This is a genomic window from Sphingomonas sp. Leaf230, assembly GCF_001421745.1.
Taxonomy (GTDB): domain Bacteria; phylum Pseudomonadota; class Alphaproteobacteria; order Sphingomonadales; family Sphingomonadaceae; genus Sphingomonas.
In genome coordinates this window covers 485,867-499,362 of record NZ_LMKW01000001.1, presented here as the reverse complement: position 1 = coordinate 499,362, position 13,496 = coordinate 485,867, and the positions used below count along the sequence as shown (strand labels likewise).

Genomic DNA, 13,496 nt, shown 5'->3' with positions numbered 1-13,496 from the left:
GGGGCCTCAAAGCAGGAAGACGTCGGCAGCGTGAATGACACGCCGTTCGCCAGACGCCAAGCGGAGGATCAGCGCGCCGTCGGTGTCGAGCCCGACGAACAGGCCATCGATCCCGCTGCCATCGGGAAGGCGGGCAGTCAGCGCGGTGCCCGCGGGATGCGCGCAATCGACCCAGCGCTCGCGAACCGGCGCGATGCCCTCGGTCCGCCAGCGACCGATCCAGCGCGCGAAACTGTCCGCGAGAATCTCGAGGAACATCGCCGGTTCGACCACCACACCGTGCGCGGCGAGATCGGTCGTCGCACGGTCGGGCAGATCGGGATGATGCGCGATGTTGACGCCGTAGCCGACGATCACCGCATTGTCCGCGCGTTCGAGCAGAATGCCCGACAGCTTGGCGTCCGCGAGCAGCAAGTCGTTCGGCCATTTCAGGACTAGCGTCTCGCTTGCGTCCGTCGTGCCCTGGCAGATCCCGGCGACCAGGAAGGTCGACACGGTTTCCTGCAAGGCGACCGCGGCGACCAGCGCGAGGCTGGCGGCCGGCGGATCGTTCGGTCGCAACCGGACCAGCGTGCTCGCGTAGAGGTTACCCTCGGGCGACGACCATTCGCGCCCAAGCCGCCCCCGCCCCGCCGTCTGCCGGATCGCGCGCAACCAAAGACCGTCTTCGGCACCGCCGCGTGCAAGCTCCAGCAGGTCGGCGTTGGTCGATCCTGTCTCCGCGACGGTGCGGATGATGCTCAGAACAACGCCCGTGCGGCCGCCATCGTCCACGCGCCGAGCACGGGGATGAGGAGGTAGCCGGCTGGCGATACGAACACGGCGGCGATGGCGATCAGGCCGCCCTCGACCTTGCTCTCCATCGGCGCGAATGCCGGGGCGGGATCGTCGAAGTACATCGTCTTGACGACGCGCAGATAATAATACGCGCCGATCACCGAAGCGGCGATGCCGACGACTGCCAGCGGGAAGAGCCCGGCGTCGACCGCAGCACTGAACACCGCGAACTTCGCGTAGAAGCCGAACAGCGGCGGGATGCCAGCGAGGCTGAACATGAAGATCGCGAGCGCCGCTGCCAAGGCCGGCCGGGTCCGCGACATGCCGGCGAGGCTGTCGATCGTCTCGACCGGCTGCCCATCGTCACCACGCATCTGCAACACGACCAGGAACGAACCCAGGGTCATCGCGACGTAGATCGTCAGATACATCAGCACGCCCGACACGCCTTCGGGCGTTCCGGCCGCGAGACCGATCAGCGCGAAGCCGACATTGTTGATCGACGAATAGGCGAGCAGACGCTTGATGTTGGTCTGGCCGATCGCCGCGACCGCACCGAGGATGATCGACGCGAGTGCCGCGAAGATCACGATCTGACGCCACTGGTCGGTCGCCGGGCCCATCGCATCGACCGCCACGCGGACGCTGAGCGCGAGCGCCGCGACCTTGGGCGCTGACGCGAAGAACGCGGTCACCGGGGTCGGTGCGCCTTCGTACACGTCGGGCGTCCACATGTGGAACGGCACGGCGCTGATCTTGAAGGCGAGCCCTGCGAACACGAACACCAGACCGAACAGCAGGCCGAGCGACTTGGTGCCGGCGTATGCTTCCGAAATGCCGGAGAACAACGTCGTGCCGCTGAACCCGTAGACCAGCGAGATGCCGTACAGCAGGATGCCGCTGGCGAGCGCGCCAAGCACGAAATACTTCAGGCCGGCCTCCGCCGAACGCCCGTCGCGCCGCATGAAGCTGGCGAGAACGTATGCTGCAAGGCTCTGGAGCTCGAGACCGACATACAGCGTTAGCATGTCGGTGGCCGAGACCATGATCCCCATGCCGCATGCCGACAGCAGGATCAGCACCGGATATTCCGGACGCAGATCGTCGCCGTGCGAGCGCGCGAAGAAGCTTGGCGCCATGACGATCGCGACCGCCGAGGCGATGTAGATCAGCACTTTGGCGAACGCACCGAACGCGTCCGCGCGGTACAGGCCGTCGAACGCATAGCCACCCGACGAGGCCGGACCGACCAATGCGATCCCTGCCCCAACCAACACGAACACGGCGGCGATCGAGACGGCCCGCGTGGACTTGTCCCCGCCCCAGGCCGAGACGAGCATCAGGGCGATCGCACCCAACGCCAGCACCAGTTCGGGCAGTGTCATTGCGATGTTAGCGGCGTAATCCATCAATGTGCCTCCCCGTGCGCGGCACTATGGACAGTTGCGGCGGGCTTCCCCGCAGTTGGGTTCGAATCATTGGCAGGCTTGGCGCGGTCGACACGGGCGAGAAGCACGCCCACGTCCTTGCGCATCGGTGCCAGGAAGCTCTCGGGATACACGCCCATCCACAGCACGACGGCTGCGATCGGCGCGAGCAGCCACATCTCGCGGCTCGACAGGTCGACCATCGCGCGGACGTCGTCCGACTTGATCTCGCCGAACACGACGCGGCGGTACAGGAACAGCATGTATGCGGCGCCCAGGATGATGCTCGTCGTGCAGAGCAGCGCGGTCCAGGTCGAGACCTGATACGTGCCCATCAGCGACAGGAACTCGGCGACGAAGCCGCTCGTGCCCGGCAGGCCGATCGACGCCATCGTGAAGAACAGGAAGAAGATAGCATACTTCGGCATGTTGATCGCGAGGCCGCCATAGCGCGAAATCTCGCGGGTATGGAGCTGGTCGTAGATCACGCCGACGCACAGGAACAACGCACCCGATACCAAGCCGTGGCTCAGCATCATGATCATCGCGCCTTCGATGCCCTGCCGGTTGAACGCGAACAGGCCGATCGTGACGATCGCCATGTGCGCGACCGACGAATAGGCGATCAGCTTCTTCATGTCCGACTGCACGAGCGCGACGAGCGACGTGTAGATTACCGCGACCGCCGACAGGCCGAAGATCAGCCAGGTGAGCTGGCCCGAGGCTTCGGGGAACATCGGCAGCAAGAACCGCAGGAAGCCGTATCCGCCGAGCTTCAGCAGCACGCCCGCCAGGATCACCGAGCCTGCGGTCGGCGCCTGGACGTGCGCGTCGGGCAACCAAGTATGGACCGGCCACATCGGCATCTTGACCGCGAACGACGCGAAGAACGCGAGCCACAGCCACGTCTGCACGTGCGCCGGGAAGTCGTAGTTCATCAACGCCGGGATGCTGGTCGTGCCCGCGGTCTTCGCCATGTACAGCATCGCGATGAACATCAGGACCGAGCCGAGCAGCGTGTACAGGAAGAACTTGTACGACGCGTAGATCCGGTTCGCACCGCCCCAGATGCCGATGATCAGGTACATCGGGATCAGGCCGGCTTCGAAGAACACGTAGAACAGGAACAGGTCCTGCGCCGCGAACGTACCGATCATCAGCACTTCGGTGAACAGGAACGCCGCCATGTATTCGGGCACGCGGGTCGTGATCGAGCGCCAGCTGGCACCGATGCAGATCGGCATCAGGAACACGCTGAGCATGATCAGCATCAGCGCGAAGCCGTCGATGCCGAGCGACCAGCCGAACGGACCGAAGATGCCGGGCGCATGCTCGACGAACTGCCACTGCGCGCCGCCGATGTCGTAGTTCATCCACAGCATGATGCCGAGAACGAAGTCGATCAGCGTTGCCGCGAGCGCCAACGTCCGCGCCGTGTTCGCCGAGACGAACAGGCACACGACGGCCGCGATCATCGGGACCGCGATCAGGACGGAGAGGATAGGGAAGCCGGTCATTACAGTCCGATCGCCCAGGTTACGGCTGCGGTCAGCCCGATCAGCATGACGAAGGCATAGGTGTAGAGGTATCCCGTCTGGAAGCGGTTGGCCACGCGGCTGCCGATCTGGACGACCCAAGTCGCGCCGTCTGGCCCGAACCGGTTGATCGTCTTCTCGTCGCCGCGGTGCCACAGAAAGCGGCCGATCGCGAAGGCGGGGCGGACGAAGATCAGGTCGTACAGCTCGTCGAAATACCACTTATGCAGCAGGAAGTCGTAGAGCACGCCGAACTGTTCGACGACCTTGGCCGGGAACGTCGGTGCCTTGATGTAGGCATACCAGGCGGTCAGCAGGCCGAGCAGCATCGCGATCGTTGCCGACAGTTTGATCAGCAACGGCACGCCGTGCATCTCGTGCATCAGATGTTCGCGGAACGCGAGTGCGCCCTTCCAGAACTCTTCGCCTGCGGTCGGCTCGATGAAGAAGCCGTGGAACACGAAGCCGGCAAGAACCGCACCGATCGACAGAACGATCAGCGGGATCAGCATCGGCAACGGGCTCTCGTGCGGGTGATACCCACCATCGCCTTCGGCCGGCGCGTGCTGCGCGTCGTGATGATCGTGCGGCGCATGACCTGCGTCCTCGGCTTGCGCTGGGTTCGAATGATGGTCGTCCGCATGATGCGCGTCGCCGTGGTCGTGACCATGGGCGTCATGGAGCGCATGTTGGATATGCTCCGATGCGGCCCAGCGCGGCTTGCCCCAGAAGGTCAGGAACATCACGCGCCACGAATAGAAGCTGGTCAGCAACGCGACGAGCACACCGACGAACCATACGCCCGGCTGGCCCGCAGCCCAGCTTGCCTCGATGATCGCATCCTTCGAGTGGAAGCCTGCGAAGCCGATCGCCGTGTTGCCGAAGATGCCGGGGATGCCGACGCCGGTGATCGCAAGCGTACCCGCCATCATCGCCCAGAACGTCACCGGGATCTTCTTACGCAGGCCGCCATAATAGCGCATGTCCTGCTCGTGGTGCATCGCATGGATGACCGAGCCGGCGCCAAGGAACAGCAGCGCCTTGAAAAACGCGTGCGTGAAGAGGTGGAACATCGCCGCGCCATACGCGCCGACACCCGCCGCGAAGAACATGTAGCCGAGCTGCGAACAGGTCGAATACGCGATCACGCGCTTGATGTCGGTCTGCACGAGGCCGCAGGTCGCCGCGAACAGGCAGGTCGCGGCACCGACCGAGGTGACCACGGTCAGCGCGACCGGGCTCATCTCGAACATCGGCGACAGGCGGCAGACCATGAACACGCCGGCGGTGACCATCGTCGCCGCGTGGATCAGCGCCGACACCGGGGTCGGGCCTTCCATCGCGTCCGGCAACCACGTGTGCAGGCCCAGCTGCGCCGACTTGCCCATCGCGCCGACGAACAGCAGCAGACAGAGCACCGTCATCGTGTCGAAGCGGTAGCCGAGAAAACCGAGCGTCGAACCTGCCATGCCGGGGGCCGCAGCGAGGATCTCGGGGATCGAGACCGTGCCGAACACCAGGAACGTGCCGAAGATACCGAGCATGAAGCCAAGATCGCCGACGCGGTTGACGACGAACGCCTTGATGGCCGCTGCGCTGGCAGACGGCTTGCGGAACCAGAACCCGATCAGGAGGTAGGATGCCAGACCCACGCCTTCCCAGCCGAAGAACATCTGGACGAGATTGTTGGCCGTCACCAACATCAGCATCGCGAAGGTGAACAGCGACAGATACGCGAAGAAGCGCGGCTGGTCGGGATCTTCATCCATATAGCCCCAGCTGTACAGGTGGACGAGCGCCGAGACCGACGTGACGACCACGAGCATTACCGCGGTCAGAGCGTCGACGCGCAGCGACCACGCGACGTTCATGTCGCCGGAGTGGATGAAGTCGAGCAGCGGCGCGACGGTCGCCGTGCTGGTGCCCGAGAGGAAGCCGATGAAGATCGGCCAGGACAACAGGCACGACGCGAACAGCGCAGCCGTGGTGACGAGTTTCGCCGGCACGTTGCCGATCGCGCGATTGCCGAACCCGGCAACGATCGCGGCCAGTAACGGCAGGAAGACGATAAGCTGGATCAACCGTATTACCCCTTCATCCGGTTGACGTCGTCGACCGCGATGGTGCCGCGACCGCGGAAATAGATCACGAGAATGGCGAGGCCGATCGCGGCTTCACCCGCGGCGACCGTCAGCACGAACATCGCGAACACCTGTCCGACGAGATCGTGGAGGAACGCCGAGAACGCGACGAGATTGATGTTCACCGCCAGCAGGATCAGCTCGATCGCCATCAGGATGACGATGAGGTTCTTGCGGTTCAGGAAGATGCCGAGCACCCCCATCGTGAACAGGATCGCCGCGACGACCAGATAATGGACGAGACCGATCGTCACAGTTCGACTCCCTGCCCGACGACCGGGCTCGTGTTGCGCGTGGCATCCTGCGGACGGCGCGCGTTCTGGCGGCTGATGTTCTGCGCCTTGACGCCGCCACGCTGGCGGTGCGTCAGCACGATCGCCCCGATCATCGCGACCAGCAGCACCAAGCCTGCACCCTCGAACACGAACAGATAGCGCGTGTAGAGCAGGTTACCGATCGCCTGGATGTTGGGCACGGTGTCATCGATCGGTGCGGCACGACGTGCCAGCTGAATTGGCCCCGTGCTCCATGCACCGATCGCGATCATCACCTCGGCCGCGAGTGCGACGGCGAGTGCGAGGCCGATCCCGAAATACCGTGCGACGCCTGCGCGCAGTTCGGTGAAGTCGATGTCGAGCATCATGACCACGAACAGGAACAGCACCGCGACCGCGCCGACATAGACGATGACGAGCAGCATCGCGATGAACTCGGCACCGACCAGGATCATGAGGCCGGCCGCATTGAAGAACGCGAGGATCAGCCACATCACCGAATGGACCGGGTTGCGCGACGCGATCGTCAGCGCGCCCGACAGGACGACGACGAACGCGAAGAGATAGAAGGCTAAGGCCTGAATCACGATTGCGGCCCCTTAGACGCCCACGAGAAGAATGAGCGCGCCATTAACGGTACGGCGCATCGGCGGCAAGGTTCGCCGCGATCGCGCTTTCCCAACGGTCGCCATTATCGAGCAGCTTAGACTTGTCGTAGATCAGCTCTTCGCGCGTCTCAGTGGCGAACTCATAGTTCGGTCCCTCGACGATCGCGTCGACCGGGCACGCCTCGGCGCACAGGCCGCAGTAAATGCACTTGGTCATGTCGATGTCGTAGCGCGTGGTGCGACGCGAACCGTCGTCACGCGGCTCGGCTTCGATCGTGATCGCCTGCGCAGGGCACACGGCCTCGCACAGCTTGCACGCGATGCACCGCTCTTCGCCGTTCGGATAGCGACGGAGCGCATGCTCGCCACGGAACCGCGGCGACACCGGATTGCGCTCGTACGGATAGTTGATCGTCGCCTTTTCCTTGAAGAAATAGCGAAGCGTCAACGCGTGCGCCTTCACGAATTCCCACAGGGTAAACGACTTGATGATCTGAGCGACGCTCATGAACCCACTCCAACGCGCGTCAGCATGAGATAGCCCGACACGAGGAAAACCCAGAACAGCGAGACGGGGAGGAAGACCTTCCAGCCGAGCCGCATCAACTGATCGTAGCGATAGCGCGGCACGGTCGCCTTCACCCAGCTGAACAGGAAGAAGAAGAATAGGATCTTGGCGAACAGCCAGATGATCCCCGGCACGTAATACAGCGGTGCCCAGTCGACCGGGGGCAGCCAGCCGCCCCAGAACAGCGTCGCGTTCAGCGCGCACATCAGAAGCACGTTGGCGTACTCGCCGAGCCAGAACAGCGCGAACGACATCGACGAATATTCGGTCTGGTACCCGGCGACGAGCTCGCTCTCCGCCTCGGTCAGATCGAACGGTGCACGCTGCGTCTCGGCCAGCGACGAGATGAAGAACATCACCGCCATCGGGAACATCAGCGGGTTGAGGATGTACCCGTTGAAGAACCAGACGTGCGACTTCTGCGCCATCACGATCGCCGACAGGTTGAAGCTGCCGGTCCACAGCACGACCGAAATCAGGATGAAGCCGATCGCGACTTCGTACGACACCATCTGCGCGGCCGCTCGAAGCGCCGAATAGAACGGGTATTTCGAGTTCGACGCCCAACCCGACAGGATGATCCCGTAAACGCCGAGCGACGATGCCGCGAGCACGTAGAGCAGCCCGACGTTGATGTCCGCGAGCACGACGCCGACGCCGAACGGCACCACCGCCCAGACAATCAGCGCGACGGTGAAGGTGATGATCGGCGCCAGCAGGAACAGCGTCCGGTTGGCGGCTGCGGGGACGATCGTCTCCTGCAGGAACACCTTCAGGCCGTCGGCAAAGCTCTGCAGCAGGCCAAACGGACCGACGACGTTGGGACCACGCCGCAGTGCCATCGCCGCCCAGATCTTGCGGTCGGCATAGATGATCATCGCCACTGCCAGCATCAGCGGCAGCGCGATCACGAGGATGTCGATGATCGTCGCGAGGAAGAACGCCCAGTCGTAACCGAGCGAGGATTCGAACCAGGAGATCATTCGGCTGCCTCCGCGTAATCTTCTCCTTGGAGAAGTTCGGCCGAGCAGCGCTGCATCGTCGGCGAAGCGCGGCAGATCGCGTTGGTCAGGTAAAAGTCCTTGATCGGATAGCCGGCAAGAACGCCCTGCCCTTCACCCTGAAGCGAAGGCGGGTTCCACTCGAACGTCGCGAGCGCCTGATGGCGCAGCGCAGGCACGTCCGCGTACATTTCCTCGCGCAGCCCCTCGAAGCTGTCGAACGGCAGCGTGTGGCCGAGCGTGTCGGACAGTGCGCGGAAAATCGACCAGTCGTCACGCGCGTCGCTGGGTGCGAACACCGCACGCTCGCCGCGCTGGACACGCCCCTCGAGATTGACCCACGTGCCCGACTTCTCGGCGTAGGTAACGCCCGGCAGGATGACGTCGGCAGCGGCCGCACCCTTGTCGCCGTGATGGCCCACGAACACCTTGAAACCGGCGAACTTCGAATAGTCGACCTCGTCGGCGCCGAGGAAGAAGCCGAGCTTCGCCCCCATCACGTCGGCGATTCCGCCCTTCTGCGCATAGCCGAGCATCAGCCCGCCCATCCGCGATGCCGCCATGTGGACGACGTTGAAGCCGTTCCAGCCGTCGCGCACCAGGTTGAACCGCTCTGCGAACTGCAACGCGGCACCGTGGCCGCCCTTCAGCGCGGCACCGCCGACGATCACCATCGGGCGCTCGGCCTTGCCGAACACCTCGGTCACCGCGTCGGGCAGATTGCCGAGCAGCGCCAGATCGTCGCCGAGCCACTCGACCTTGTAGGTCAGGTCCGTCTCCGGGCCGATCGCAAAGACCTTCGCACCCTTCTTGATCGCCTTGCGGATGCGGGTGTTCACCAGCGGCGCTTCCCAGCGCAGGTTGGTGCCGACCAGCAGGATCGCGTCGGCGCGCTCGGTGCCGGCGATCGCGGTGTTGAAATTGACCGCCGCCATGCTCGACGTGTCATAGGCCATACCGGTCTGGCGGCCCTCGAGCATTGTCGAGCCCATCTTGGCGAGCAGCGCCTTGGCGGCGAACATCGTCTCGCAATCGACCAGGTCGCCCGCGACGGCAGCGACACTGCTACCAGCATCGACCGCGGCGATGGCAGCGAACGCCTCGTCCCAGGTCGCCGGAACCAGCTTGCCGTTGACGCGGACATAGGGCTTGTCGAGACGACGACGGACGAGGCCGTCGATCGCATGGCGCGTCTTGTCGGTCGCCCACTCCTCGTTCACGTCCTCGTTGATCCGCGGCACGCAGCGCAGCACCTGGCGACCACGGCTGTCGAGCCGGATGTTGGTGCCGACCGCGTCCATCACGTCGATCGTCAGAGTCTTGCGCAATTCCCACGGACGCGCCTCGAAAGCATACGGCTTCGACGTCAGCGCGCCGACCGGGCACAGATCGACGACGTTACCGGAGAGTTCGCTCTTGACCGCATTCTCGAGATACGAGGTGATCTGCATGTCCTCGCCGCGGAAGATCGCACCGATCTCCTCGACGCCGGACACTTCCTCGGCGAACCGAATGCAGCGCGTGCACTGGATGCAGCGGGTCATGACCGTCTTGACGATCGGACCCATGTACTTCTCGGTGACCGCGCGCTTGTTCTCGTCGTAGCGCGAATGACCGCGGCCATAGGCGACCGACTGGTCCTGCAGATCGCACTCGCCACCCTGATCGCAGATCGGGCAATCGAGCGGATGGTTGATCAGCAGGAATTCCATGATGCCCTCACGGGCGTTCTTCACCATCGGCGAGTTGGTGAAGATCTCCTGCTTGTCCGCCGCCGGCAGCGCGCACGACGCCTGCGGCTTGGGCGGACCAGGCTTCACCTCGACCAGGCACATCCGGCAATTGCCGGCGATGCTCAGGCGCTCATGATAACAGAAACGCGGGATCTCCTTGCCGGCAAGCTCGCACGCCTGCAGCACGGTGGCGCCCTGGGGCACCTCGATCTCTACGCCATCGACTTTGACTAAGGGCATTACTCTGCGGCTTCCATCATCGGCGCGGTGTCGCCACCGCGCTCACGGATACGGCGTTCCATCTCTGGGCGGAAATGCTTGATCAGGCCCTGGATCGGCCAGGCTGCTGCGTCGCCCAACGCGCAGATCGAGTGACCCTCGACCTGCTTGGTGACCTGCTGGAGCATGTCGATCTCGGACAGCTCGGCGTCGCCGGTGCGCATCCGCTCCATCACGCGCCACATCCAGCCGGTGCCCTCGCGGCACGGTGTGCACTGGCCACAGCTTTCATGCTTGTAGAAGTACGAGATGCGGCTGATCGCGCGGACGATGTCGGTCGACTTGTCCATGACGATGATCGCCGCGGTACCGAGGCCCGAGCCGACAGCCTTCAGGCCGTCGAAGTCCATCGCGCAGTCCATGATCTGCGCGGCGGGAACCAGGGGCACCGACGAGCCACCCGGGATCACCGCGAGCAGATTGTCCCAGCCGCCACGGATGCCACCGCAATGCGTCTCGATCAGGTCCCGGAAGGAGATGCTCATCTCCTCCTCTACCACGCACGGCTTGTTCACATGGCCGCTGATCTGAAACAGCTTCGTACCGCGGTTGTTCTCCGCGCCGAAGCTGGAGAACCACGCCGCGCCGCGCCGAAGGATCGTCGGCGCGACCGCGATCGATTCGACGTTGTTGACCGTTGTTGGGCAGCCGTAAAGACCAGCACCTGCCGGGAAAGGTGGCTTCAGCCGCGGCTGGCCCTTCTTCCCCTCGAGGCTCTCCAGCATCGCGGTCTCTTCGCCGCAGATGTAGGCGCCCGCGCCACGATGCACGAACACATCGAAGTCGTAGCCCGACCCGCACGCGTTCTTGCCGATAAAGCCGCGGTCGTACGCCTCGGCGACGGCTGCGAAGAGCGTCTCGGCCTCGCGGATATATTCGCCGCGGATGTAGATGTACGCGGCACGCGCGCGCATCGCGAACCCGGCGATCAGCGCGCCTTCGATCAGCTTGTGCGGATCGTGGCGGATGATCTCGCGATCCTTGCAGCTACCCGGCTCGGATTCATCGGCGTTGATGACGAGGAAGTTCGGCCGATCCGGCTTCGGCTCCTTCGGCATGAACGACCATTTGGTGCCGGTCGGGAAGCCCGCACCGCCACGGCCGCGCAGACCCGACGCCTTCATCACGTCGATAATCGCGTCCTGGCCGAGCGCCATCAGGTCCTTGGTGTTGTCCCAATCGCCGCGCATGATCGCCGCGTCGATATTCCACGGCTGGAAACCGTAGACGTTGGTGAAGATGCGGTCCTTATCGGCGAGCATCAGGCCCACTCCCCCCGGTAATCGTGGTTCGCGTCGACCATCGCCTTCAGCGAGGTCGGGCCGCCTTCGGGGCAGCTTGCGCGACGACCGAATTGCGGCCCCGGCGTCGGGTGCCCGCCATTGGCCAGCGCCTCGAGGATCTCGGTCGTCTTGTCGTAATCGAGGTCTTCGAAGTTATCGTCGTTGATCTGCACCATCGGCGCATTCGCGCACGTGCCCAGGCACTCGACCTCGGTCAGCGTGAACATGCCGTCCGGCGTCGTGCCACCCTTGACCAAGCCGCGGTTCTTGCAGGCGGCCAGAACGTCGTCCGACCCCCGCAACATGCACGGCGTCGTGCCGCAAACCTGGACGTGAAAGCGACCGACCGGCGCGAGATTGAACATCGTGTAGAAGGTCACGACCTCATACACCCGCATGTACGGCACGCTGATCTGACGCGCGACGAATTCGATCACCGGCACCGGCAACCAGCCCTGCGTCTGCGTTTCCGCGCCGACCTGGCGTTGCGCCAGATCGAGCAACGGGATCGACGCCGACTGCTCGCGACCCTTGGGATAGCGCCCGAGGATCTCGTTCGCCTTCACCTGGTTCTCGTCCGTCCACGCGAACGAACCCCAGCGGGCGCGGGTCTCGGCCTCGTCGGGAATTTTCGGAGCTTCAGCCATCAGCGGTCACATTCACCAAAAACGATATCCATCGCGCCGAGGATCGCGGTCGTATCCGCCAGCATGTGGCCCTTCGCCATGAAGTCCATGGCTTGCAGATGCGAGAACGCGGTCGGGCGGATCTTACAGCGGTACGGCTTGTTCGACCCGTCGGCGACCAGATACACGCCGAACTCCCCCTTGGGGCTTTCGGTCGCGACATAGACGTCGCCGGCGGGCACGTGAAAGCCTTCGGTATAGAGCTTGAAGTGATGGATCAGCGCTTCCATCGACTGCTTCATCTCACCGCGCTTGGGCGGCACCACCTTGCGATCGAGCGACGCGATCGGCCCCTCGGGCATGTCGCGCAGGCACTGCTTCATGATCCGTGCCGACTGACGCACTTCCTCGACGCGCACCATGAACCGGTCATAGCAATCGCCGCGCGTGCCGACCGGCACCTCGAAGTCCATCTTCGCGTACGCGTCGTAGGGCTGCGACTTGCGCAGATCCCAGGCGATGCCCGAACCGCGGATCATCGGGCCGGAGAAGCCCCACTTGATCGCGTCGTCGCGGCTGACCACGGCGATGTCGACGTTGCGCTGCTTGAAGATGCGGTTGTCCGCGACGAGCGAGATCGCATCCTCGAACAGTCGCGGCAGGCGCGTGTCGAGCCAGTCGCCGATATCGGCGAGCAGCTTCAGCGGCGCATCCTGATGCACGCCACCGGGGCGGAAGTAGTTCGAATGCATGCGCGCGCCGGAGACACGCTCGAAAAAGTTCATGCAGTCTTCGCGGATCTCGAACAGCCACAGGTTCGGCGTCATCGCGCCGACGTCCATGACGTGGCTGCCGAGGTTCAGCATGTGGTTCGAGATGCGCGTCAGCTCGGCGAAGAACACCCGCAGATACTGCGCGCGCTCGGGCACCTCGAGGTCGAGCAGCTTCTCGACCGCCAGCACCCAGCTATGCTCCATGCACAGCGGCGAGCAGTAATCGAGACGATCGAAATACGGCAGCGCCTGCGTGTAGGTCTTGTACTCGATCAGCTTCTCGGTGCCGCGGTGAAGCAGGCCGACATGCGGATCGACGCGCTCGACGATCTCGCCGTCGAGTTCCATGACGAGACGAAGCACGCCGTGCGCGGCCGGATGCTGCGGACCGAAGTTGATCGTGTAGTTCTGGATCGTGACGTCGCCGGTCGTGGGATCGGCTGCGTCGGCTTCACCCAGAAGCTCTTCGA

12 protein-coding genes are annotated in these 13,496 nt (G+C 64.1%); all 12 read right to left on the bottom strand.

What is annotated here, in order from left to right; translation table 11 throughout:
* Positions 1 to 6: 6 nt before the first annotated feature.
* From ASE82_RS02335 to ASE82_RS02280, 12 genes are read right to left on the bottom strand one after another with little or no spacing between them, the layout of a single operon-like run.
* The gene (locus ASE82_RS02335) at positions 7 to 738 is read right to left on the bottom strand and encodes a biotin--[acetyl-CoA-carboxylase] ligase (RefSeq protein ID WP_056059555.1); all 732 of its coding nucleotides are present in this window, start codon (positions 736 to 738) and stop codon (positions 7 to 9) included.
* Positions 739 to 740: 2 nt separating this feature from the next.
* The gene (nuoN, locus tag ASE82_RS02330) at positions 741 to 2,186 is read right to left on the bottom strand and encodes an NADH-quinone oxidoreductase subunit NuoN (protein WP_056058328.1); all 1,446 of its coding nucleotides are present in this window, start codon (positions 2,184 to 2,186) and stop codon (positions 741 to 743) included.
* Positions 2,186 to 3,721 (bottom strand): NADH-quinone oxidoreductase subunit M, encoded by a 1,536-nt coding sequence (locus tag ASE82_RS02325; RefSeq protein WP_056058326.1) that lies wholly within the window; start codon positions 3,719 to 3,721, stop codon positions 2,186 to 2,188. The genes nuoN and ASE82_RS02325 overlap by 1 nt, the downstream gene beginning before the upstream one ends.
* Positions 3,721 to 5,820: an NADH-quinone oxidoreductase subunit L gene (gene nuoL / locus ASE82_RS02320; RefSeq protein WP_056058323.1), complete on the bottom strand. Its 2,100-nt coding sequence runs from the start codon at positions 5,818 to 5,820 to the stop codon at positions 3,721 to 3,723. Before nuoL ends, ASE82_RS02325 begins: the two co-directional genes overlap by 1 nt.
* 5 nt (positions 5,821 to 5,825) lie before the next feature.
* Positions 5,826 to 6,134, bottom strand: coding sequence for an NADH-quinone oxidoreductase subunit NuoK (nuoK, locus tag ASE82_RS02315; RefSeq protein WP_082441002.1), 309 nt, complete (start codon positions 6,132 to 6,134; stop codon positions 5,826 to 5,828).
* Positions 6,131 to 6,742 (bottom strand): NADH-quinone oxidoreductase subunit J, encoded by a 612-nt coding sequence (locus ASE82_RS02310; RefSeq protein ID WP_056048540.1) that lies wholly within the window; start codon positions 6,740 to 6,742, stop codon positions 6,131 to 6,133. The genes nuoK and ASE82_RS02310 overlap by 4 nt, the downstream gene beginning before the upstream one ends.
* A 43-nt stretch (positions 6,743 to 6,785) precedes the next feature.
* Entirely contained in the window at positions 6,786 to 7,271 is a 486-nt protein-coding gene (gene nuoI, locus ASE82_RS02305; protein ID WP_055877898.1) for an NADH-quinone oxidoreductase subunit NuoI, read from the bottom strand.
* Positions 7,268 to 8,314: an NADH-quinone oxidoreductase subunit NuoH gene (gene nuoH, locus ASE82_RS02300; protein WP_056058320.1), complete on the bottom strand. Its 1,047-nt coding sequence runs from the start codon at positions 8,312 to 8,314 to the stop codon at positions 7,268 to 7,270. The genes nuoI and nuoH overlap by 4 nt, the downstream gene beginning before the upstream one ends.
* Positions 8,311 to 10,305 (bottom strand): NADH-quinone oxidoreductase subunit NuoG, encoded by a 1,995-nt coding sequence (gene nuoG, locus ASE82_RS02295; RefSeq protein WP_056058317.1) that lies wholly within the window; start codon positions 10,303 to 10,305, stop codon positions 8,311 to 8,313. The genes nuoH and nuoG overlap by 4 nt, the downstream gene beginning before the upstream one ends.
* On the bottom strand, positions 10,305 to 11,606 hold the full coding sequence (nuoF, locus tag ASE82_RS02290) for an NADH-quinone oxidoreductase subunit NuoF (protein WP_056050371.1): 1,302 nt from the start codon (positions 11,604 to 11,606) through the stop codon (positions 10,305 to 10,307). Before nuoF ends, nuoG begins: the two co-directional genes overlap by 1 nt.
* A complete protein-coding gene (locus ASE82_RS02285; RefSeq protein ID WP_056048529.1) occupies positions 11,606 to 12,274 on the bottom strand; it encodes a complex I 24 kDa subunit family protein in 669 nt (222 codons plus the stop codon). Before ASE82_RS02285 ends, nuoF begins: the two co-directional genes overlap by 1 nt.
* Positions 12,274 to 13,485, bottom strand: coding sequence for an NADH-quinone oxidoreductase subunit D (locus ASE82_RS02280; protein ID WP_274705252.1), 1,212 nt, complete (start codon positions 13,483 to 13,485; stop codon positions 12,274 to 12,276). Before ASE82_RS02280 ends, ASE82_RS02285 begins: the two co-directional genes overlap by 1 nt.
* Positions 13,486 to 13,496: the final 11 nt, after the last annotated feature.

Bases quoted from the DNA above. Each gene is read 5' to 3' on its own strand.
- nuoN (WP_056058328.1), bottom strand. From the start codon at position 2,186: ATGGATTACGCCGCTAACATCGCAATGACACTGCCCGAACTGGTGCTG.
- ASE82_RS02325 (WP_056058326.1), bottom strand. From the start codon at position 3,721: ATGACCGGCTTCCCTATCCTCTCCGTCCTGATCGCGGTCCCGATGATC.
- nuoI (WP_055877898.1), bottom strand. From the start codon at position 7,271: ATGAGCGTCGCTCAGATCATCAAGTCGTTTACCCTGTGGGAATTCGTG.
- nuoH (WP_056058320.1), bottom strand. From the start codon at position 8,314: ATGATCTCCTGGTTCGAATCCTCGCTCGGTTACGACTGGGCGTTCTTC.
- nuoG (WP_056058317.1), bottom strand. From the start codon at position 10,305: ATGCCCTTAGTCAAAGTCGATGGCGTAGAGATCGAGGTGCCCCAGGGC.
- nuoF (WP_056050371.1), bottom strand. From the start codon at position 11,606: ATGCTCGCCGATAAGGACCGCATCTTCACCAACGTCTACGGTTTCCAG.
- ASE82_RS02285 (WP_056048529.1), bottom strand. From the start codon at position 12,274: ATGGCTGAAGCTCCGAAAATTCCCGACGAGGCCGAGACCCGCGCCCGC.